Origin of the sequence: Bradyrhizobium sp. (assembly GCF_049691595.1) — a bacterium.
Lineage (GTDB): Bacteria > Pseudomonadota > Alphaproteobacteria > Rhizobiales > Xanthobacteraceae > Bradyrhizobium.
Genome location: NZ_JBAVNZ010000236.1, coordinates 1 through 20,322 on the forward strand (window position 1 = coordinate 1; position 20,322 = coordinate 20,322).

The 20,322-nt window shown below is 64.0% G+C and carries 19 protein-coding genes and 1 pseudogene; 11 read left to right on the forward strand and 9 right to left on the reverse strand.

The features are described from left to right. The first annotated feature begins 94 nt into the window (after positions 1-94). The 3 genes from WCE35_RS10520 (at position 95) to WCE35_RS10530 (ending at position 3,749) form a co-directional block, all read left to right on the forward strand. A complete protein-coding gene (locus tag WCE35_RS10520; RefSeq protein ID WP_424593274.1) occupies positions 95-1,267 on the forward strand; it encodes a M20 aminoacylase family protein in 1,173 nt (390 codons plus the stop codon). Beyond that, the gene (locus tag WCE35_RS10525; protein ID WP_424593275.1) at positions 1,260-2,681 is read left to right on the forward strand and encodes an amidase; all 1,422 of its coding nucleotides are present in this window, start codon (positions 1,260-1,262) and stop codon (positions 2,679-2,681) included. The genes WCE35_RS10520 and WCE35_RS10525 overlap by 8 nt, the downstream gene beginning before the upstream one ends. A gap of 177 nt (positions 2,682-2,858) precedes the next feature. Next, positions 2,859-3,749, forward strand: coding sequence for a crotonase/enoyl-CoA hydratase family protein (locus WCE35_RS10530; protein WP_424593276.1), 891 nt, complete (start codon positions 2,859-2,861; stop codon positions 3,747-3,749). A 125-nt stretch (positions 3,750-3,874) separates the two neighbouring features. On the opposite strand, the gene WCE35_RS10535 is transcribed toward WCE35_RS10530, so the two are convergent. The 3 genes and pseudogenes from WCE35_RS10535 to WCE35_RS10545 form a co-directional block, all read right to left on the reverse strand. Beyond that, positions 3,875-4,849, reverse strand: coding sequence for an NADPH:quinone oxidoreductase family protein (locus tag WCE35_RS10535; RefSeq protein WP_424593277.1), 975 nt, complete (start codon positions 4,847-4,849; stop codon positions 3,875-3,877). Then, the gene (locus WCE35_RS10540) at positions 4,849-5,457 is read right to left on the reverse strand and encodes a 2-hydroxychromene-2-carboxylate isomerase (RefSeq protein WP_424593278.1); all 609 of its coding nucleotides are present in this window, start codon (positions 5,455-5,457) and stop codon (positions 4,849-4,851) included. The genes WCE35_RS10535 and WCE35_RS10540 overlap by 1 nt, the downstream gene beginning before the upstream one ends. Before the next feature lie 173 nt (positions 5,458-5,630). Further along, positions 5,631-5,746 (reverse strand): annotated as a pseudogene (locus WCE35_RS10545) (thiol:disulfide oxidoreductase); the annotation flags it as partial. Between the two features lie 207 nt (positions 5,747-5,953). Between WCE35_RS10545 and WCE35_RS10550 the strand changes: the two are divergent. After that, positions 5,954-6,976, forward strand: coding sequence for a methionine synthase (locus WCE35_RS10550; protein WP_424593279.1), 1,023 nt, complete (start codon positions 5,954-5,956; stop codon positions 6,974-6,976). Between the two features lie 757 nt (positions 6,977-7,733). On the opposite strand, the gene WCE35_RS10555 is transcribed toward WCE35_RS10550, so the two are convergent. The 3 genes from WCE35_RS10555 to WCE35_RS10565 all read right to left on the reverse strand — a co-directional run bounded on the left by WCE35_RS10555 (position 7,734) and on the right by WCE35_RS10565 (position 9,825). Continuing rightward, positions 7,734-8,351 (reverse strand): hypothetical protein, encoded by a 618-nt coding sequence (locus WCE35_RS10555; RefSeq protein WP_424593280.1) that lies wholly within the window; start codon positions 8,349-8,351, stop codon positions 7,734-7,736. A 147-nt stretch (positions 8,352-8,498) separates the two neighbouring features. Beyond that, entirely contained in the window at positions 8,499-9,026 is a 528-nt protein-coding gene (gpt, locus tag WCE35_RS10560) for a xanthine phosphoribosyltransferase (RefSeq protein ID WP_424593281.1), read from the reverse strand. 58 nt (positions 9,027-9,084) lie between these two features. After that, on the reverse strand, positions 9,085-9,825 hold the full coding sequence (locus WCE35_RS10565; protein ID WP_424593282.1) for a competence/damage-inducible protein A: 741 nt from the start codon (positions 9,823-9,825) through the stop codon (positions 9,085-9,087). Positions 9,826-10,045: 220 nt separating this feature from the next. Between WCE35_RS10565 and WCE35_RS10570 the strand changes: the two genes are divergently transcribed. Genes WCE35_RS10570 through WCE35_RS10580 form a run of 3 tightly spaced genes read left to right on the forward strand, consistent with a single transcriptional unit; the run spans position 10,046 to position 13,305 of the window. Continuing rightward, the gene (locus WCE35_RS10570; RefSeq protein WP_424593283.1) at positions 10,046-11,464 is read left to right on the forward strand and encodes a circularly permuted type 2 ATP-grasp protein; all 1,419 of its coding nucleotides are present in this window, start codon (positions 10,046-10,048) and stop codon (positions 11,462-11,464) included. 16 nt (positions 11,465-11,480) lie between these two features. Further along, complete coding sequence (locus WCE35_RS10575) at positions 11,481-12,425, forward strand: alpha-E domain-containing protein (RefSeq protein WP_424593284.1); 945 nt, start codon at positions 11,481-11,483, stop codon at positions 12,423-12,425. A 43-nt stretch (positions 12,426-12,468) separates the two neighbouring features. Next, entirely contained in the window at positions 12,469-13,305 is an 837-nt protein-coding gene (locus tag WCE35_RS10580; RefSeq protein WP_424593285.1) for a transglutaminase family protein, read from the forward strand. A gap of 209 nt (positions 13,306-13,514) precedes the next feature. Here the strand turns inward: WCE35_RS10580 and WCE35_RS10585 are convergent, their stop codons facing one another. Next, entirely contained in the window at positions 13,515-15,125 is a 1,611-nt protein-coding gene (locus WCE35_RS10585) for an ABC transporter substrate-binding protein (RefSeq protein WP_424593286.1), read from the reverse strand. Positions 15,126-15,318: 193 nt separating this feature from the next. Between WCE35_RS10585 and WCE35_RS10590 the strand changes: the two genes are divergently transcribed. From WCE35_RS10590 to WCE35_RS10600, 3 genes are all read left to right on the forward strand, one after another. Further along, positions 15,319-16,077, forward strand: coding sequence for a peptidase (locus WCE35_RS10590; protein WP_424593287.1), 759 nt, complete (start codon positions 15,319-15,321; stop codon positions 16,075-16,077). Between the two features lie 26 nt (positions 16,078-16,103). Continuing rightward, positions 16,104-16,862, forward strand: coding sequence for an SDR family oxidoreductase (locus tag WCE35_RS10595; protein WP_424593288.1), 759 nt, complete (start codon positions 16,104-16,106; stop codon positions 16,860-16,862). Positions 16,863-17,206: 344 nt separating this feature from the next. Continuing rightward, complete coding sequence (locus WCE35_RS10600) at positions 17,207-18,457, forward strand: NupC/NupG family nucleoside CNT transporter (protein WP_424593289.1); 1,251 nt, start codon at positions 17,207-17,209, stop codon at positions 18,455-18,457. A 96-nt stretch (positions 18,458-18,553) separates the two neighbouring features. Here the strand turns inward: WCE35_RS10600 and WCE35_RS10605 are convergent, their stop codons facing one another. After that, the gene (locus WCE35_RS10605) at positions 18,554-19,087 is read right to left on the reverse strand and encodes a cupin domain-containing protein (protein ID WP_424593290.1); all 534 of its coding nucleotides are present in this window, start codon (positions 19,085-19,087) and stop codon (positions 18,554-18,556) included. Between the two features lie 169 nt (positions 19,088-19,256). Further along, positions 19,257-19,544: an usg protein gene (locus WCE35_RS10610; RefSeq protein WP_424593291.1), complete on the reverse strand. Its 288-nt coding sequence runs from the start codon at positions 19,542-19,544 to the stop codon at positions 19,257-19,259. A gap of 379 nt (positions 19,545-19,923) precedes the next feature. Here WCE35_RS10610 and WCE35_RS10615 point away from each other — a divergent pair, with 379 nt between their 5' ends. Further along, positions 19,924-20,241, forward strand: coding sequence for a co-chaperone GroES (locus WCE35_RS10615; protein WP_424593292.1), 318 nt, complete (start codon positions 19,924-19,926; stop codon positions 20,239-20,241). Positions 20,242-20,322: the final 81 nt, after the last annotated feature.

Here is a 20,322-nt window from a genome sequence, read left to right on the forward strand (position 1 = left end):
GCCCTGGACCCGGCTGCGGCCGGGTGTCCGCATCAAGCCGAACGGCCCGGCCTTCACCCCGACCACCCAGTCACGCTCAACGGGATAAACAGACATGCCCACCATCGACCGCATCGACAGCTATGCCGAGGAACTGACCGCGATCCGCAGGGATCTGCACGCCCATCCCGAGATCGGCTTCGAGGAAGTGCGCACCTCCGGCATCGTCGCCGACAAGCTAACGCAATGGGGCATCGAGGTGCATCGCGGCCTCGGCGGCACCGGCGTGGTCGGCGTGCTCAAGGGCAAAGGCGCCGGCGGCAGGCGCATCGGGCTCCGCGCCGACATGGACGCGCTGCCGATGGAGGAGAACACCAATTTGAGATGGCGCTCGACCATCCCGGGCCGCTTCCACGGCTGCGGTCATGACGGCCATACCACCATGCTGCTCGGCACCGCGCGTTATCTCGCGGAGACGCGCAATTTCGACGGCACCGTGCATTTCATCTTCCAGCCGGCGGAAGAAGGCCTCGGCGGCGCCCGCGCCATGATCAAGGACGGGCTGTTCGAGAAATTCCCCTGCGACGAGGTCTATGGGCTGCATAACGCGCCCGACCTGAACCATGGCGAGATCGCGATCCTTCCCGGACCGGCGATGGCCGGCGCCGATTTCTTCGACATCACCATCAACGGCTATGGCGCGCATGGCGCGATGCCCGAGCGCTCGAAGGACCCGATCGTGATCGCGATGACGCTCGGACAGGCGCTGCAGACCATCGTCAGCCGCAACGTCGATCCGCTGCAGGCGGCGGTGGTCTCGATCACCCAGTTTCACTCAGGCTCCGCCTACAACGTGATCCCCGGCGACGCCAGGCTGTGCGGCACCGTCCGCGCCTTTTCCGACGAGGTGCGCGCGCTGATCCGGGAGCGGATGCGCGCGCTCTGCGCCGGCATGGCGAGCGCCTTCCATGTCGAGATCGTGGCCGATATTCGCGATACGTTCAGCGTGCTGGTGAACCAGGAAGAGCAGTCCAGGGTGGTCGAGCAGGTCGCGCGCACCGTGGTCGACCCGGCGAAGGTCATCACCCGGACGCAGCCGAAGATGGGCAGCGAGGATTTTTCCGACATGCTGCACGCGGTGCCCGGCGCCTATTTCTGGATCGGCCATGACGGCTCGGTGCCGGTGCACAATCCCGGCTACATCCTCGACGACAAGATCCTGCCTGTTGGCGCCAGCATGTTCGCGCGCATCATCGAAACCCGTCTGCCGGCAGGGGCCCATGCATAAACCAGCGAGCAAGCAAGCGGTCACGTCGCTGCACGACCTCAGCGCCCTCGACCTGTTGGCAGGCTATCGCGCCAAGCAGTTCTCGCCGTCGGAAGTCTTGGAAGAGGTGCTGGCGCATGTCGCGGTGTGGGAGCCGCATATCAAGGCGCTCTATGCGTTCGATCCCGACGGCGCGCGCGCCGTCGCCAGGGCCTCGACCGATCGCTGGCAAGAGGGCGAGCCGATGGGCACGCTGGACGGCGTTCCCGTCACCATCAAGGACAATATCGCGACCAAGGGCCAGCCGGTGCCGCTTGGCGCGGCCAGCGTCAAGCTGGTGCCCTCTGCCGTCGATGCGCCGCCCGCGGCGCGGCTGCGCGAAGCCGGCGCGGTGATCTTCTCCAAGACTACCATGCCGGATTACGGCATGCTGTCGTCGGGCCTGTCGAGCTTTCATCCCCTCACCCGCAATCCCTGGGATCTCAGCAAGAATCCCGGCGGCTCGAGTTCCGGCGCGGGCGCCGCCGCCGCCGCCGGGTACGGTCCGCTGCATCTCGGCACCGACATCGGCGGCTCGCTGCGGCTGCCGGCCTGCTGGTGCGGGCTGGTGGCGCTCAAGCCGAGCCTTGGACGAATTCCGATCGATCCGCCCTATGTCGGCCGGGTCGCCGGACCGATGACGCGCACCGTGGACGACGCCGCCTTGATGATGAGCGTGCTGTCGCGCCCCGACCGCCGCGACGGCATGAGCCTGCCGGCGCATGAGATCAACTGGAAGGCGCTGGAAAAATCGCCGCGCAAGCTGCGCATCGGCTTGATGCTCGACCTCGGCGTCGGCCAGGCGCTGGAGAAGGAAGTCCGCGAGGTCGCCGTCAAGGCCGCCACGGCGTTCGAGGCGGCCGGCGCCGTCGTCACCGAAGTCGATGGCGTGCTGACGCGCGAAATGCTCGACGGGCTCGACAATTTCTGGCGTGCGCGGATGTGGTCGGACCTTTCCATGCTGACGCCGGACGAACGCGCCAAGGCGCTGCCCTATATCTGCAAATGGGCGGAGGCCGGTGCAAAACTGTCGGGCGTCGATGTCGTCAGGGGGTTCAACCAGACCATGGCGATCCGCGCCGCGGCCGCCAAATTGTTCTGCGATCATGATTACGTGATTTCGCCGGTATCGCCGGTGGTGAATTTTCCGGCCGAGTTCGCCGCCCCGCTCAACGACCCCGCAAAGCCTTTCGAGCACATCTGCTACACCGTGCCGTGGAACATGTCGGAAAACCCGGCGGCCTCGATCAATGGCGGCTACGACAGACACGGCTTTCCGATCGGCGTGCAGATCATCGGCCGCCGCTTCGACGACATCGGCGTGCTCGCCATGGCCAAGGCCTTCGAGGGCCTGCGCGGCCCGCAACGGCCGTGGCCCACGCCGCCGAAGAAATAGCCTCTCTCTGTCATTCCCCGATGTGCAATTGCACATCGTGGATGCGCCTCTTGGCGCAGGCCCGGAATCCATACTCCCGATCGTGGTTATGGATTCCGGTTCGCTCGTTTTGCTCGCGCCCCGGAATGACGGATTGGAAGTCATCAACAAAACGTACAGCAGGAAGGAACTCCCCCAATGGCGTATGAGACGATCAAATATGAGGTTGCCGAACAGATTCTGACGATCACGCTGAACCGGCCCGACAAGCTCAACGCCTTCAACGGCACCATGCAGCAGGAAATGATCGACGCCTTCGATGCGGCCGACAGGGACGACGACATCCGCGCCATCATCGTCACCGGCGCGGGGCGCGGGTTCTGCGCCGGCGCTGATCTCTCCTCCGGCGCCAACACGTTTGATCGCGACGCGCGGCGCGGACCGGTGAAGCGGCTGGCCAGCGGCGCCGTCGACTACAGCGATCCCCAGGTGCGCGACGGCGGCGGCCAGTTGACCTTGCGCATCTTCAAATGCCTGAAGCCGGTGATCGCGGCGGTGAACGGGCCGGCGGTCGGGATCGGCGTCACCATGCAGCTGGCGATGGATATCCGCATCGCCAGCGAGGCCGCCCGCTTCGGCTTCGTGTTCTCCCAGCGCGGCATCGTGCCCGAGGCCGCCTCGAGCTGGTTCCTGCCGCGCATCGTCGGCATCTCGCAGGCGCTGGAATGGTGCTACACCGGCCGGGTGTTTCCGGCACAGGAGGCGCTCGCCGGCCGCCTCGTCAGCAAGGTGGTGCCGCCGGACGAATTGCTGCCGACCGCGCGGGCGCTGGCGAAGGAAATCGCCGCCAAGACCGCGCCGGTCTCGGTGGCGCTGATCCGGCAGATGATGTGGCGCATGCTCGGCGCCGACGATCCGATGGAAGCCCACAAGGTCGACAGCCGCGGCATCTACGCCCGCGGCCGCTCCGAGGACGTGAAAGAAGGCGTGGTGTCGTTCCTGGAAAAGCGCCCGGCGGTGTTCAAGGACAAGGTGTCGAGCGACATGCCGGATTATTTTCCGTGGTGGCAGGAGCGGGAGTATGAGTGACTGCGAAGCAGTCATTCCGGGGCGATGCCACCGGGTCCGCGCGAAGCGCGGCCCGATGACATCGAACCCGGAACCTCGAGATTCCGGGTCTGGTGCTGACGCACCATCCCGGAATGACGACTCGGTCACCCCATCATCAGCGCCACCCGTCCGATCGCCTTGCGGTCGATCAGGAGCCGCATCGCCGGCGCATAGTCTTCCAGCGGCAGCCGGTGCGAGACGTTCGGGCGGATCTTTCCGGCCTCCGCCCATTCCAGCAAGGCCTTCAACCGCACGGCGCCGAGCGCCGGGTTCTTTCGCACCGCTTCGCCGGCGCGGACGCCGAGCACGCTCGCGCCCTTGATCAGCAACAGATTGGTGCGGGCGAGCCCGATGCCGCCGGTGAAGCCGATGATCAAAAGCCGCGCGCCCCAGTTGATACAGCGCATGCTGTTCTCGAACACCTCACCGCCGACGGGATCGAACACCACATCGGCGCCGCGCCCGCCGGTGATGCGTTTCACCGCGTCGCGGAACGGCTCGCGGTCGTAGCGCAGGAGATGATCGGCGCCCCGCGCCCTGGCGGCCGCGAGCTTTGCCTCGGATGACGCCGCCGCGATCACGGTGGCCCCCAGCATCTTGCCGATCTCGACCGCCGCCAGGCCGACGCCGCCGCCGGCGCCATGCACCAGCAGCACTTCGCCCGGTTGAAGCTGGCCGCGGTCGATCAGCGCATGATAGGCCGTGCCGTGTCCGGCAAGGAACGTCGCCCCCTCGGCGTAGTCGAAGGTCGACGGCAGCGGCGTGAGCTGCGAGGGCGTGACGACGGCTTGATCAGAATAGGCTCCGTGCCGCATCTTGACGATCACCCGGTCGCCGATCGCGACGCCGTTCGCATCCTTCACCTCGATCACGTCGCCGGCAGCCTCCACGCCGGGCGTGAACGGAAATGGCGGCTTGAGCTGGTATTCGCCAGCGGCCATCAGGATGTCGGGAAAATTGATCCCGGCAGCACGAATGGCGACGCGAATCTGCCCCGGCCCAAGCGGCGCGGCGGCAAAGCTTTCCAGCCGCAGGTTTTCGGGCGGACCGAACGCGCGGCAGACGACGGCCTTCGGCATCAGGCGGCGCTCGCTGTTCGCCGCGCCAGCGCCTCGCGGATCAGCGGCATCCGGTCATTGCCAAAATACATGTCGGTCTGGTCGATGAAGATGGTCGGCGAGCCGAAGCCGCCACGCGCCACGACTTCCTCGGTGTTCGCCTTGAGCTGGTCCTTGATCGCCTGCGCGCCGATGCCTGCGAAGAACTCTCGCGGATCGACGCCGACGCTTTTGCAGATCTCAGTCAGCACCGCGTCCTGCGAGATATCCTTGTCGCCGCCCCAATAGGTCTCGAACACCGCGCGCGCGAACGGCACCAGCTCGCGGCCGAGCCAGATGCAGCCGCGCATCGCCTTGACGCTGTTCACCGGAAACACCGAAGGCGGCATCCTGATCGCAAGGCCGGCCGAGCGCGCCCAGTCGGCCAGGTCCTTCTTCTGGTAACGCGCCTTCAGCGGCACCGGCGCCTCGCGCGCGGCGTAGACGCTGGGGTTGACGGTATTGAAGATGCCGCCGACCAGGATCGGCCGCCATGAAATCTCGACGTCGAACTCGTTTGCGATCGGCTGGATGTTGTGGAAAGCGAGATAGGTCCACGGACTGGAGCAGTCGAAGAAGAATTCGATCATGGGGTTTCCTTTGTTGTCTGCGCTACGCGCGATTAATTGCACTTTCGTCATTCCGGGGCGCGCAAAGCGCGAGCCCGGAATCCATACTCCCGATCGTGGTTATGGATTCTCTGATGTGCAATTGCACATCATAGCCTGCGCCAAGTGGCGCATCCCGGAATGACAACCGATTGTTATTTGCGCCCCGCCAGTTCCTTCGCCTTCTGCCCGAACATGTTGCGCCGCGCTCCTCCTCGAACGGCTCCTTGACGAATTTGCCGATCGAAAGCCCCGCCTGCACCTGCGGCCGCAGGCCGATTATCGTGGCCCCGAAGCGATGGCGATATCCGGGGCTGGTCAATTCCTGACGGTGATTGGAGCTGACGACTGAACTCCCGATCAAGCCAGGGTTTAGATGGACCGGAACCGGCCGGGCGAAAAGCGACCTTTGTTGTTCTGTACCTCGATCATAGGACATGGCAGACAGGCGCTCAATCAGAACCGACCGGGAGGCCCCATGCTGTTTCCAACGACGATCGCCGGCTCCTTGCCGAAGCCGGAATGGCTGGCCGAGCCCAACACGCTGTGGGCACCCTGGAAGTCGAAGGGTGATGAGCTCGCCCGCGCCAAGCGCGACGCCACCATCCTGGCGATAAAACTGCAGGAGGACGCCGGCGTCGATATCGTCACCGAGGGCGAGCAGGCCCGCCAGCATTTCGTGCACGGCTTTCTGGAGAAGATCGAGGGCATCGACTTCGCCCACAAGGTCGAGATGGGCATTCGAAAGGACCGCTACAAGGCGATGGTGCCCCAGGTGGTGGCGCCGCTGAAGCTCAAGGGCCGCGTCCATGCCGACGAGGCCCGCGTCGCCCGCGCCCACACGGCGCACAAGCTGAAATTCACCCTGCCCGGCCCGATGACCATCATCGACACCATCGCCGACAAATATTACGGCGACCGCGTCAAGATGGCGTTCGCCTTCGCCGAACTGTTGAACGAGGAAGCCAGCGCCTTGCAGGCCGACGGCGTCGACATGATCCAGTTCGACGAGCCCGCCTTCAACGTCTACATGGACGAGGTCTCCGACTGGGGCATCAAGGCGCTGGAGCGCGCCGCCGAGGGCCTGACCAGCGCCACCGCCGTGCACATCTGCTACGGCTACGGCATCAAGGCCAACACCGACTGGAAGGCGACGCTCGGAGCTGAGTGGCGGCAATATGAGGATATTTTTCCGGCGATCGCCAAAAGCCCGATCCAGCAGGTCGCGATCGAATGCCGCAATTCGCGCGTGCCGCTCGATCTGCTCGGCCTGCTCACCGGCAAGATCGTGCAGGCCGGCGTGATCGATGTCGCCAGCGACACGATCGAGACCGCCGAAGACGTCGTCCGGGTGATCGAGCAGGTCGCGAAATTCGTGCCGAGGAGCAACATCGTCGCGACGACGAACTGCGGCATGGCACCGATGCGCCGGGATATCGCCGAAGCGAAACTGATGGCGCTCGGCGCGGGCGCGAAGCTGGCGCGGCAACGGTTGGGGTGAGTGCGAGGCGCTTTCAAGCGCCGTTATTGCGAGCGCAGCGAAGCAATCCATCTTCGCCGCGTAAAGAAAGAATGGATTGCTTCGCTGCGCTCGCAATGACGGCCTCATGACATGCATTTATGTTCCCGCAGCGCGATGCGTCCGGGTTGTTGTCGAAATCTCCGCCCTCTTCAAATAGAGGGCGCAGGGAAGGCCGGGTGCTGGCTGGCACCCGCGGTCTCGTGTGCAAGATGTGCAAAAAGTGCGCACACGAGCATACAGGTATCAGCCGGGGCCTCCGGCCTTCCCTGCGCAATGGTTTTACGTCTTATGCCGCGCTCTCCCCGGCGACGAATTCGTCTTGTCACCGTCGTCGGCGAATTGACGGCATGTCCGCGCCCGGTTGGGCCGACTTTGCCTTCGCCGACTTGACACCAGCAACGGGTGCCAGGACCACACGGTTTTGCCGTACGCTGCATCGTCGTTCGTCTGCATGAAGGATGACCGCTCACGGGAAACCCGCCCTGCGATTTCGCTTCACGCCGACGCCGCCGCGTCCACCGCAACCCGTCCCAACGTTCGTGACGATGGCCAACGCCCCTCTTTTCGGGACAGGATGGCGCGAGCTTGTAGAGATGATTTGCCCGACGAGCAAAGTGGAATATTTTTCGAAACAGGGCTGGACACCGATTTGCCCGACGGGCGGTGATTTGCCCGACGGGCGCGCGGCGCATCCACGATGTGCAATTGCACATCGGGGAATGACGAGCTTTGATATTTACGTCACAGCGCTCGGATGCAGCACCGGGCGATATCCCGCATCCAGCGCCCCCAAGGTCGAAGGCGGCGTCAGCAGCATCGCATTCTCGATCGCGCGCTCAGCTTCGCGATAGCCGGCCGGGGACCACAACACCGCCCTTCCCCGCACCATCAGAAAACTGTCGTCTGCCGCCTGCACCATCGCGCCATCGGGCAATTCGCCGAGCGGCATCGGCAGCGGATGCAGCCGCTTCCTGCCGCGATCGAGCCGCTCCCGATGCAACACGGCGTCCATTTGCCGGGCGCGAACATTGGCCACGCCGTTGCCCTGCTCCCACGCCGCGCGAAAACGGTTGGCGTCGTCGCGGCGGCAGAAGAAGCACGGGCGGTGGCCGGCCGCGAGCGCGGTCGCTTCATCCAGAAAGAACAGTTCGGTCCAACTGCGGCCGCTCATCACTTTCCGCCACCGGCCCCTGAATTCGCAGACGCAGGTGATCCATGCCGGGCTGGACCAGCGTTTCCTGAGCAGCGTCCTGGTCGCGGGATCATGGATGATGCCGCGGTTGCCGGTGAACAGGCCGCGATGCGAGGTGGCGATGATGTCGCCTTGTGGCGTGACGCGGTTTTGCAAAGGCATAAGAAGGCCCGACTATTCGCCACAAGCGTCATTGCGAGGAGCGTTAGCGACGAAGCAATCCATTTTGCCGCGCGATGGATTGCTTCGCGGAGCCTGTCATCGGGCGCGCGTTCGCGCGACCCGGTGGCTCGCAATGACGCGGCTAAATCACGCCGCGCCGTCGCGGATCGGCGGCTGGAACGACAGCGCGGTATCCCAGGGGAAGAAGATCCAGGTGTCCTGCGACACTTCGGTGATGAAGGTATCGACCAGCGGACGTCCCATCGGCTTGGCATAGACCGTTGCGAAATGCGCGTCCGGCAGCATCTGGCGGACCAGCCGTCCGGTTGTGCCGGTGTCGACGAGATCGTCGACGATCAACAGTCCCTTGCCGGTGCCGCCGCCAAGCGCGGCGGTGTCAGCGGAGATTCCCTTCAACACCTTCAGGTCGCCCTGCTTGGTGTGGTCGTAGACCGCGATGCAGACGGTATCGATGACGCGCACGCCGAGCTCGCGGGCGACGATCGCCGCCGGCACCAGGCCGCCGCGGGTGATCGCGATCACCGCATGAAACGGCCCGACCTCGTTGAGCCGCCAGGTCAGCGCCCGGCAATCCCGGTGAAACTGGTCCCATGAGACCGGAAAGGCTTTTCCCGCCCGCTCCTGCGCGCTCAGTTCCGGAGCTTCCGCCGCCATACTTTTCTCCTGCATTTTCCTGATTGCGTCGCCGCGCTCGCAACTGGACCATGATCCGCTAGCGGATCACGTTCAGCCCCGCCAGCATCTCCTTGACCGCGGCCATCGCCGCGCCGAGCTTTTCCGGATCGCGGGAGCGCACGACCAGATTGGTGTTCGGCTTCTTGTCCTCGTCCTGGAACGGATAGCTGCCGATGATGGTGTCGGGATGCGCGTTGGCGATTTCGCGCAACGGCCCGCCGATGTCGCCCTCCCGCGCATTGGCGCGCACCGATTCCGACAGCATGCGCACGCCGGATTTCAGCTTGGGCGAGACGATGTCCATCATCGCCTGCATGATCGAGGGCACCCCGGCCATGACGATGACGTTGCCGATCTTGAAGCCGGGCGCAAGGATGGTGGCGCTCTGGATCAGTTCGGCGCCGTCGGGGATCCGCGCCATGCGCAGCCGCGCCTCGTTCAGCTCACCCGGATTCTGGAACCGCTCCTTGAAGCGCGCCACCACCTCGGGGTGATGATCGATGCCGACGCCGAACGCTTTGGCGACGCTGTCGGCGGTGATGTCGTCATGGGTCGGCCCGATGCCGCCGGTGGTAAAGACGTAGGTGTAACGATGCCGCAGCGCATCGAGCGCCGCGATGATATCGGCCGCGTCGTCGGCGACCACGCGCACTTCCTTGAGGTCGATGCCGATATTGGTGAGGTACTCGGCGATGAAGCCGATGTTCTTGTCCTTGGTCCGGCCGGACAGGATCTCGTCACCAATGACCAGGATTCCCGCCGTGACGATCTCGCTCATAGCCTCTCCTCACCTGTCCCGTGACATTGCCGAGGCGGCGCCTTGAAGTCACGAGGTTTTGCCGCCGAAACAGGCACCCGGCAGCCAGTTTTTCGGGCAGCATCGTCCAGCACCCATAGCAAATGCCACCAGCCCTTGCATATCGCGCTGGCCCGGCCCTTGCTACCATCCTGTCAAGTCATGCACTGTGTCGCATGGCTTTGAAAGACAGTCGGATTCCATGCCGGTCGCATTCGATGAAATGAATGGCCTGGGTGGCGACCTCCGCCCGGCCTATCAGGAGCTCTCCCGCTGGCTGAAGGAGACGCCGCCGGACGCGCTGGAATATCGCCGCCAGGAAGCGGAGCTGTTGTTCCGCCGGATCGGGATCACCTTCGCGATCCATGGCGACGCCGAGGCCCAGGAGCGGCTGATCCCCTTCGACGTGATCCCGCGAATCATGTCGGCCCGGGAATGGATCCTGCTCGAAAGCGGCCTGAAGCAGCGGGTGCGCGCGCTCAACATGTTCCTGCGCGACATCTATCACGGCCGCGATATCCTGCGCGCCAATATCATCCCCGAAGACCTGATCTTCCAGAACCCGGTGTTCCGCCCGGAGATGAACCGCCAGCACGTGCCGCACGACGTCTATGTCCACATCGCCGGCATCGACATCATCCGGGTCGACGCCGAAAACTTCATCGTGCTGGAGGACAACGTGCGCACGCCATCCGGCGTGTCCTACATGCTGGAAAACCGCGAAATCATGATGCGGCTGTTTCCGGACATGTTCGCCCGCCATCGCGTCGCGCCGGTGGAGCGGTATCCGAATGAACTGCTGTCGGCGTTGCGCTCGGTAGCGCCGCTGAATGCCGCTGCCGAGCCGACGGTCGCACTGATGACGCCCGGCGTCTTCAATTCCGCCTACTACGAACACTCTTTCCTGGCCGACAAGCTCGGCATCGAGCTGGTGGAAGGCCGCGACCTCATCGTCAGGAACGATGAAGTGTTCATGCGGACCACCGAGGGCCTGAAACGCGTCGACGTCATCTACCGCCGGGTCGACGACGATTTCCTCGACCCCCTCACCTTCCGCCCGGATTCCGCGCTTGGCGTGCCCGGGCTGATGTCGGCATATGCGGCCGGCAACATCACGTTGGCCAACGCGGTCGGCACCGGCATCGCCGACGACAAGGCGATCTATTCCTACATGCCGGAGATCCTGAAATTCTATCTCGGCGAACAACCGATCCTGAAGAATGTGCAGACCTGGCGCTGCCGCGAGCCGAAGGATCTCGCCTACGTGCTCGACAATCTCGGCGAACTCGTGGTGAAGGAAGTGCACGGCTCCGGCGGCTACGGCATGCTGATTGGACCTGCCGCGACCAAAGCGACCATCGAGGCGTTCCGCGACAAGCTGAAACGCGAGCCCGAGGGTTTCATCGCCCAGCCGACGCTGGCGCTCTCGACCTGCCCGACCTGCACCGCCACGGGCCTTGCGCCGCGCCATGTCGATCTGCGTCCCTTCGTGCTGACCGGCAGCAAGCACACCACCATCGTGCCGGGCGGGCTGACCCGGGTGGCGCTGAAGGAAGGCTCGCTGGTGGTCAATTCCAGCCAGGGCGGCGGCACCAAGGACACCTGGATACTGGACGAGTAGAGAGCGAATACGCCTTATGCTGTCGCGCACCGCCGAAAACCTGTACTGGCTCGCCCGTTACGTGGAGCGGGCGGAATATCTCGCGCGCACCATCGATGCGACCCTGCGCGTGACCGCGCTGCCGGCTGCCTATACCGGCAAAACCAATGAATGGGATTCCGCGCTGCTCACCGCCGGCGTCAGCGCCGGCTTCTATCAGGTCTATCAGGAGGCCAACGAGCCAAATGTCGTCGAGTATCTGTCGTTCTCGCCGTCCAATCCCTCCTCGATCAGGAACTGCATCGAGGCCGCCCGGCTCAATGCGCGCTCGGTGCGCACCGCGCTGACCAGCGAGATGTGGGACACCATCAACTCGGCCTGGATCGAACTCGGGGAAGTCTGGGGCAAGGGCACCTCGACCCGCGAGGAGCTGGCGAAATTCCTGCGCTTCGTGCAGGAAACCTCGCTGCGGTTCGACGGCTCGGCCTACCGGACCATGCTGCGCAACGATGCCTACTGGTTCTCGCGGCTCGGCCTGCACCTGGAGCGCGCCGACAACACCGCGCGCATTCTCGACGTCAAGTACCACGTGCTGCTGCCCGAGGAGGAGCATGTCGGCGGTCCGCTGGATTATTACCAGTGGACCTCGATCCTGCGCTCGGTGTCGGCGCTGACCGCCTATCACTGGGTCTATCGCGAGACGCTGAAACCCTGGCTGATCGCCGATCTCCTGATCCTGAACGATACGCTGCCGCGTTCGCTGGCGAGCTGTTACGGCAATCTGGTGCGCAATCTCGACCAGATCGGCGTCGCCTATGGCCGCCAGGGCGCCGCCCAGCGCCACGCCCGCGGCGTCCGCAACCGGCTTGAACACAGCCACATGGACGATATCTTCCAGCATGGCGTGCATGAGTTCATCCAGGAATTCATCGCGGACAACTCACGGCTCGGCGAGATCATCACCAGGCAGTATCTGATTTAGCGCTCGTTTTCGCTGCTCACACCAAAGTTGGACTTCGGCCGCCATGCGCCTGCGAATTACCCATTCCACCAGCTATCGCTACACGCCGCCGGCCTCGGGCGTGATCCAGATCCTGCGGCTGACGCCAGGCAGCCATGACGGGCAATATGTCGCCGAATGGCAGATCGACGTCTCGACCGATTCGCGGCTCGACGTGCACGAGGACGCTTTCGGCAACGTCACCCATGTGCTGACCGATGGTCCGGTCGCCGACCTCACCATCAACGTCGAAGGCCTGATCGAAACCCATGATACCGGCGGCGTGCTGAAGGGCACCGACGAGCGTTTTCCGCCGAGCCTGTTCCTGCGTTCGACCTCGCTGACCGAAGTCAATCCCGCGATGGCGACGTTCGCGCGCGAGCTGCGCTCGGAATCCGATCATGACGTACTCGGCTTCCTGCATGCGCTGATGGTGCAGATCCACGAGCACATGACGTTCGACGAAGACCCGACCAACAGCGGGACCTCGGCGGTGGAGGCCTTCGCGCTAAAGCGGGGCGTGTGCCAGGACTATGCGCATATCTTCATCGCCTGCGCGCGCTCCGGCGGCGTGCCGGCGCGGTTCGTGTCCGGGCATTTCCTGCGCTCCGACGGCATGGTCAACCAGCAGGCCGGCCATGCCTGGGCCGAAGCCTTCGTGCCCGATCTCGGCTGGGTCGGGTTCGATGCCGCCAACGCCATCTCCACCACCGACGCCCACGCCCGCGTCGCGGTCGGGCTCGATTATCTCGGCGCAGCACCGGTGCGCGGCACCCGTTACGGTGGCGGCACCGAAACGCTGACGGTCGCCGTCAAGGTCGACCAGGCCGGACGGCCGGGGCAGTGGCAATCGCAGTCGTGAACCCCACAACGGTCGTCATTGCGAGGAGCGCCAGCGACGAAGCAATCCACACTTGGTTTGCCGCGCCATGGATTGCTTCCGCCTTCGCTCGCTGAGCTACGGCGGACAAGTCGCGGAGCCTGTCATCGGGCGCGCGTTCGCGCGACCCGGTGGCTCGCAATGACGGTGATGGAGTTTTAGCGCGCCCCGGAATGACGGCTATAACGCCGTCACTTGTCCAGCCATACGTCCTCGAACCGCAGATGGTTGTACTGGCTGTTGTCATGCGGCCTGTAGTTCCTGACGTAGGGCTGCCAGCAATTGCCGGCTGAGCCGTGCAGGATGATCGGACGCGCGGCGTCGTCGACCAGGATGCGCTCGATGTCCCAGACGATCCTGCGCCGCTTCTGCCGGTCCAGTTCGCGCGATTGCGTCGCGAGAAGCCGGTCTACCTCGGCATTGCAGTACTGGGTATAGTTGCGTTCCGATTTGCACGAATAGTTCTCGACGATATTGCCGTCGGGATCGTCGACGCTGACGCCGGTGACGTTCAGCCCGATGGTGTAATCCTTCTTCGCAAGCCTTGCATACCAGCGCGGCGTATCGAGAATATCGAGCTCGCCTGTGATGTAGATCTTCTTGAGCTGGTCGGCGACGATCACCGCGGGATCGCGATAGGTCGGCAGGTTCCGCGTCTGGATCTTGATTTGCAGCGGCCTGGCGTCGCTGTAGCCGAGCTTTTGCATGATCGCCTGCGCCTCGGTGATGTTCCCGTCGGTATCGGGACCATATCCCGTCAGCGACGACATCATCTCCGGCGGCATGCCCCACTCGCCCTCGGGCTTCGGCAGCATGGCCCCGCCCAGCCGCGCCAGCCCTTCCATCAGGATCGAATTGAAGGCCTTGCGATCGAGCGCCAGCGACATCGCCTTGCGAATGTCGGGATTGTCGAATGGCGGGTTGACGCGATTGACCATCAGGTTGATCTGCGTTCCCGTGGTGATGATCTCGCAGATCGCGTTCGGCGCCCGCGCCTTGAGGTCCTTCATCAAGGGGACGCTGATATCCGACGGGAAGGTGATGTCGTAGTCGCCGGTCGCGAAAGCGAGCATGCGCGTGGCGCGGCTGTCGATCGTCCTCACCGTGATCTCGTCGAGATAGGGACGGTCCTTCTTGAAGTAGTCGGGATTGCGCACCAGGCGGATCGATTCGCCGCGCCTGAATTCGACGAATTTGAACGGCCCGGTGCCGATCGGCCTGGTGCGCATCACCTGTTGCGGAACATGGCAGGGATAAACGGCTGAAAACGCGCTGGCGAGCAGCACCGGCAGGCTCGGCTGCGGCTCGCTGAGCTCGAACGTCGCCTCATGGTCGCCGTTGATCGAGACGTCCTGCAGCTTCAAGTACCAGACCTTGCGCGGGTTGCGGTGAAAATCCGGGGTGTCGCCCTTGCCGATCAGCATCTGCCAGGTGCATTGCACATCCTTCGCGGTGAACGGCTGGCCGTCATGCCATTTGACGCCCTGCCGCAGCTTGAAGGTCAGTCTGGTGTTGGTCGGATCCCAGGACCAGCTTTCGGCCAGATCCGGGATCACGGTCTCGATGCTCTCGTGGATTTTGGCAGGATCGAACACGATCAGGTTGTTGAACACCGCCGCGAACGGCATCACCGAGGCGATGGTCGATTCCTCGAGCAGCGAGGTGCTCGGCGGATTGTCGTTGTGATAGAGCCGCAGGGTGCCGCCCTTTTTCTGCGCGGCGGCGGGGATGGCGGCGAGCAATGAAACACACAGCAACGCAATCGATGCGACGGATCGTCCCCGCAACCGGCTGGCGCGCATGTTAGCCTCCCAAGCTTCTTGTTCTTGTCGAGCCGCAAGCGTGCCGGAGAGCGCTTGCTTAATCAATACCCGCATTCCCGAGCCGTCGCAGGCTTCCGCCATTTCGCGCGCCTGCGAGAATTGGGGTTGGATGACCCCCTGAAATTGGCTACTGGTTTCCCGCCGATCATCCGGGACGGTTCGGGGACTGGGAATGACCTATTGCTGCGGCGTGCTGGTGCGGGACGGTCTGGTCATGATCGCCGATACCCGCACCAATGCCGGCCTCGACAACGTCTCGACCTTCCGCAAGCTGCACATTTTCAGCAAGCCCGGCGAGCGCATCATCGGGATCGCCAGCGCCGGCAATCTCGCGATCAGCCAGTCGGTGCTGTCGACCCTGACCGAGGGGCTGCAAGACCCCGACACCGGCGAGGTCGAAACCCTGATGAACGCACCGACCATGTTCCAGGCGGCGCAGCGCATCGGCCGCGCCATCCGCAGCGTCCACGCCACCGAAGGCGCGGCGTTGAAGTCGGAAGATGTCAGCTTCGACGTGTCGTTCCTGTTCGGCGGCCAGATCAAGGGTTCGCGGATGCGGCTGTTCATGGTCTACACCGCCGGCAATTTCATCGAATGCACCACCGACACGCCCTACCTGCAGATCGGCGAGCACAAATACGGCAAGCCGGTGCTGGACCGCGCGATGCATTACGACGTCGAACTCTATGAGGCGCTGAAGACCAGCCTGATCTCGATGGATTCGACCATGCGCTCCAATCTCGGCGTCGGCATGCCGATTGACGTGCTGGTGGTGCGCCCCGACGCCTGCGAGGCCGATCTCAATCACCGGATCGAGGCCGGTGAGCCCTATTTCCACGATTTGCGCTCGCGCTGGTCGGCGGCGCTGCGCGCGGCGCATCAGAATATCCCGAGACCGCCCTACAAGAACCAGACAGAAGCCAAGAACTAACAAGAACTGACAAGGTAAGGAAACCCATGGCCGAGGCAGGAAACAAAGTAGCCGTCGTCACCGGCGCAGGCACCGGGGTCGGCCGCGCGGCATCGCTGGCGCTGATGAATTCAGGTTTTACGGTGGTGCTCGCCGGGCGCCGCATGGAGATGCTGGAAGAGACCAGGAAGCTCGGCGACAATGTCGGCAACAGCCTGTGCGTTTCCGCCGACATGACCGATCCTGCGTCGATCGCCGCCTTGTTCGCCAAGGTCGTGAACACCTATGGCAGGCTCGACGTGCTGTTCAACAATGCCGGCATGGGCGCGCCGCCGGTGAATTTCGAGGATCTCGGCCTCGAGCAGTGGCAGGCGGTGGTGAACACCAACCTCACCGGGCCGTTCCTGTGCACGCAGCACGCGTTCCGCATCATGAAGGACCAGACCCCGCGCGGCGGCCGGATCATCAACAACGGCTCGATCTCGGCGCACGCGCCGCGGCCGTTCTCCGCCGCCTACACCTCGACCAAGCACGCCATCACCGGCCTGACCAGGGCCACCAACCTCGACGGCCGCGCCTATGACATCGCGGTCGGGCAAATCGACATCGGCAATGCGGCGACGCCAATGACCGACCGCATGGTCGCCGGCGTGCTGCAGCCCGACGGCCGCAAGATTCCGGAACCGCGCATGGATGCCAAGGCGGTCGGCGATGCCGTGGCCTATATGGCCAACCTGCCGCTCGACGCCAACGTGCTGTTCATGACGGTGATGGCCAGCAAGATGCCGTTCGTCGGGCGGGGCTAGGTTCTCTTGCCCCGGATGCAGCGCAGCGCGCCGCCCTTGCGGCGTGGTGCGCTGCTGATCCGGGGCCCATGCTTTCTTGTCTGATGGGTCCCGGTTCTGCGACGCATCGCTGCGCGCTGCATCGCGCCCGGGACACGAGACCGACTTCCATCCCTGCTCCAGCCTTTCCACATCGCGCAGCGTCGGGAACAGCTTCATCCACAACAGCGCGATCGCGATGGTGCCGGCGCCGCCGAGCACGGCGGCCGGCATCGCGCCGAACGGCAATGCCGGCTCCGATCGCCATGCTCACCATTGCGCTTCGGAGTCCCGCTGCCATAATCGCGGTGGGAGTTTTGGGGATCATGCTGCAACTGCAATCGGCGTTCGGCGTACTGGCGTTACTGGCCCTTGCCTGGATGCTCGGCGAAAATCGTCGCGCGGTCTCGATCCGGCAGGCGGCGACCGGACTTGCCGTCACGCTTGTCACCGCGCTCGCGCTGCTCAGATTGCCGCCGGTGGCAACGGCATTCGGCGCCATCAACGACGCCGTCGGCACCATCGCCGCCGCCTCCCGCGCCGGCAGCGCCTTCGTGTTCGGCTATCTCGGCGGCGGCGCGCTGCCGTTCGATCTCAAGGCGCCGGGCGCGGAATTCATCCTGGCGTTCCAGGCGCTGCCGATCATTCTGGTGATGAGCGTGCTGACGACGCTGTTGTTCTACTGGCGCGTGCTGCCGCCGCTCGTGCGCGGCATGGCATGGCTTCTGGAGCGCACGCTTGGCGTCGGCGGCGCGGTCGGACTTTCGACCGCGGCCAACATCTTTCTCGGCATGGTCGAGGCGCCTTTGTTCATCCGCCCCTATCTGGCGCAGCTGACGCGCAGCGAATTGTTTCTGGTCATGACCGGCGGCATGGCGGGTATCGCCGGCACCGTGCTCGTGCTCTACGCCACGCTGCTGGCGCCGCTGATCCCGGATGCGGCGGCGCATTTCGTCATCGCCTCCGTGCTCGGCGCGCCGGCCGCGATCCTGGTCAGCCTGATCATGGTGCCGGAAACCTCAGACAAGCGCACCGGTGGATCGCTCGTCGAACCCGACATGCACGCGTCCAGCACCATGGATGCGATCGTCAAGGGCACCGCGGCCGGGCTGGAGCTTCTGCTCAACATCATCGCGATGCTGCTGGTGCTGGTGGCGCTGGTCTATCTCGCCAATGCGATCCTCGGCCTGTTGCCCAACATCGGCGGCGCCAAAATTTCGTTGCAGCGGCTGCTCGGCTATCTGATGGCGCCGGTGTGCTGGCTGATGGGCCTGCCATGGCCGCAGGCGATCACGGCGGGAAACCTGATGGGCACCAAGACCGTGCTGAACGAATTGATCGCCTATGTCGATCTGTCCAAACTCGGTCCCGACGCGCTCGATCCGCGCTCACGGCTGATCATGCTCTACGCGATGTGCGGCTTCGCCAATTTCGCCAGCCTCGGCATCATGATCGGCGGCCTCGGCACCATGGCGCCGGCGCGCCGCGACGAAATCAACGCGCTGGGATTGAAGTCGATCGTCTCGGGCACGCTGACGACCTGCCTGATGGGCGCGATCGTGGGGGTGTTGAGTTGACGCCCCTCGGTCATTCCGGGATGGTCCGAAGCACCAGACCCGGAATCTCGAGATTCCGGGTCTGGTGCTGGCGCACCATCCCGGAATGACGGCGCTTCACGCCGCCAACTCGACCGTCTTGAACTCCGCCGGCAGGATCACCTCCAGCAATTCGACGTCGTCGGAATAATCCATGATGAGGTGCTTGATGCGCGGCGGCTGGGTCCAGCAGCTTCCTTCCTTCATCAAGGTTTCGCCCTGTCCTTCCATATAGGTCTTCACCCAGCCCTTGAGCACATAGACCATCTGGAACTCGACGTCGTGGTAGTGCAGCTTCGAGACCTCCGCCGGATTGCACGGGCCGACCAGCCGGATCACATGCGCCTGCGCCAGGCCGTGCGTGGCATCCGCGATGCCGAGATCGCGATATTTCGCGTAGGCGCGCAGGCCGTCGGCCTTGAAGTCCTCGTCGCGATGATGGCTGATGGCGATGCGCTGCTTCGGCCGCGCTTTGGGTTTGGCCGTCGAAACGCGGCCTTTGGATTTGATGGTCTTGCGGGATGAGGATTTGGCGGCGCTCTTGTGACCCGTCCATTTCTTCTTTACCGCGGTTTTGGCTGCGGCTCTTGATGTCGCCTTTTGCTTGGCCATGGTTGGCTCCCTGATCGTGGATGGAAAGGAGCCTAACACAAAACAGATTTCACAGGGTGGGCTTAAGCGAGAGCGAGCCACCAAGGCGTTCCGGCAAATTCATTGTGCGGCGGTGGGCACGGCGCGAAGCGCGCCTTTTGCCCACCCTGCAGATCCTGCTCTCCCGCGCTCAATGCAGCCTGAACACGCCGTCGACGGCGCGCAGCTCGGCCGGCTTGATCAGCTTGGAGTGCGCCACGGTGACCGAGAACAGCGGGCCATCGAGCTTTTCCTGCCAGAAGGCCAGGAAATCCCTGAGCGCCGGGAATTTCGGGAACAGATCGTAATTCTGCCAGACGTAAGTCTGCAGCAGCGAGGGGTGATCCGGCATCCGATACAGAATTTGCGCCGTCGTCAGCCCGTAACCCAGCACCTGCTTCCGGAAATCCTCGGAAACAACGCCAACCCGCGAGACCATGCCAACCTCCATTGCTGGAGCGCATTTCTTGGATGGCCACCGCCCGGGAGCCACCCGGTGGAGATGCGCTCACATGAGAGAAATGTGACGCACGCGACCCCACCATCACAAGCCCAAATGTTTAACGAGTTGTTCAAAATTCACGCGTTAGCAGCAGCTTACCGCACGTGCTAATACGGGGTTTCGCGGTTCGTTCTGCGAAATTAATGATGATGAACGAATTTGGCAGGCCGTACTTTTGAGTGCCAATTTTTCTGCTAGAAGCCCTTGCCCGCCGGCCAGGACTACCCTATGTCCTGCTCAGCCGTGCTGGCACTCGCCGGTTCGGACTGCCAACATCAAGAATCTGACAACATTTGCAAAAGCCTAGGAGGACTGCATGAAATTCCGTCCGCTTCACGACCGCGTCGTGGTCAAGCGCATCGACGCCGAAGAGAAGACCGCTGGCGGCATCATCATCCCGGACAGCGCCAAGGAAAAGCCGTCGCAGGGCGAAGTCACCGCCGTCGGCCCGGGTGGCCGTGACGAAGCTGGCAAGCTGATCCCGATCGACATCAAGGTCGGCGACCGCGTGCTGTTCGGCAAATGGTCGGGCACCGAGGTCAAGATCGACGGCGACGAGCTGCTGATCATGAAGGAAAGCGACATCATGGGCGTCCTCACCGACGTTCCCGCCGCCAAGAAGAAGGCGGCGTAAGCCAGCGCCACACGCTCGCCCTGAGCCGCGCCTCGCGGGCGCCGCTCGAAGGGTGAGAGACCAGAATCAACTCAGGGAAAT

What these genes read in the sequence shown, in the direction of transcription:
- WCE35_RS10520 (WP_424593274.1), top strand. Translation starts at nt 95, where the DNA reads ATGCCCACCATCGACCGCATCGACAGCTATGCCGAGGAACTGACCGCG.
- WCE35_RS10525 (WP_424593275.1), top strand. Translation starts at nt 1,260, where the DNA reads ATGCATAAACCAGCGAGCAAGCAAGCGGTCACGTCGCTGCACGACCTC.
- WCE35_RS10530 (WP_424593276.1), top strand. Translation starts at nt 2,859, where the DNA reads ATGGCGTATGAGACGATCAAATATGAGGTTGCCGAACAGATTCTGACG.
- WCE35_RS10535 (WP_424593277.1), bottom strand. Translation starts at nt 4,849, where the DNA reads ATGCCGAAGGCCGTCGTCTGCCGCGCGTTCGGTCCGCCCGAAAACCTG.
- WCE35_RS10540 (WP_424593278.1), bottom strand. Translation starts at nt 5,457, where the DNA reads ATGATCGAATTCTTCTTCGACTGCTCCAGTCCGTGGACCTATCTCGCT.
- WCE35_RS10550 (WP_424593279.1), top strand. Translation starts at nt 5,954, where the DNA reads ATGCTGTTTCCAACGACGATCGCCGGCTCCTTGCCGAAGCCGGAATGG.
- WCE35_RS10555 (WP_424593280.1), bottom strand. Translation starts at nt 8,351, where the DNA reads ATGCCTTTGCAAAACCGCGTCACGCCACAAGGCGACATCATCGCCACC.
- gpt (WP_424593281.1), bottom strand. Translation starts at nt 9,026, where the DNA reads ATGGCGGCGGAAGCTCCGGAACTGAGCGCGCAGGAGCGGGCGGGAAAA.
- WCE35_RS10565 (WP_424593282.1), bottom strand. Translation starts at nt 9,825, where the DNA reads ATGAGCGAGATCGTCACGGCGGGAATCCTGGTCATTGGTGACGAGATC.
- WCE35_RS10570 (WP_424593283.1), top strand. Translation starts at nt 10,046, where the DNA reads ATGCCGGTCGCATTCGATGAAATGAATGGCCTGGGTGGCGACCTCCGC.
- WCE35_RS10575 (WP_424593284.1), top strand. Translation starts at nt 11,481, where the DNA reads ATGCTGTCGCGCACCGCCGAAAACCTGTACTGGCTCGCCCGTTACGTG.
- WCE35_RS10580 (WP_424593285.1), top strand. Translation starts at nt 12,469, where the DNA reads ATGCGCCTGCGAATTACCCATTCCACCAGCTATCGCTACACGCCGCCG.
- WCE35_RS10585 (WP_424593286.1), bottom strand. Translation starts at nt 15,125, where the DNA reads ATGCGCGCCAGCCGGTTGCGGGGACGATCCGTCGCATCGATTGCGTTG.
- WCE35_RS10590 (WP_424593287.1), top strand. Translation starts at nt 15,319, where the DNA reads ATGACCTATTGCTGCGGCGTGCTGGTGCGGGACGGTCTGGTCATGATC.
- WCE35_RS10595 (WP_424593288.1), top strand. Translation starts at nt 16,104, where the DNA reads ATGGCCGAGGCAGGAAACAAAGTAGCCGTCGTCACCGGCGCAGGCACC.
- WCE35_RS10600 (WP_424593289.1), top strand. Translation starts at nt 17,207, where the DNA reads ATGCTGCAACTGCAATCGGCGTTCGGCGTACTGGCGTTACTGGCCCTT.
- WCE35_RS10605 (WP_424593290.1), bottom strand. Translation starts at nt 19,087, where the DNA reads ATGGCCAAGCAAAAGGCGACATCAAGAGCCGCAGCCAAAACCGCGGTA.
- WCE35_RS10610 (WP_424593291.1), bottom strand. Translation starts at nt 19,544, where the DNA reads ATGGTCTCGCGGGTTGGCGTTGTTTCCGAGGATTTCCGGAAGCAGGTG.
- WCE35_RS10615 (WP_424593292.1), top strand. Translation starts at nt 19,924, where the DNA reads ATGAAATTCCGTCCGCTTCACGACCGCGTCGTGGTCAAGCGCATCGAC.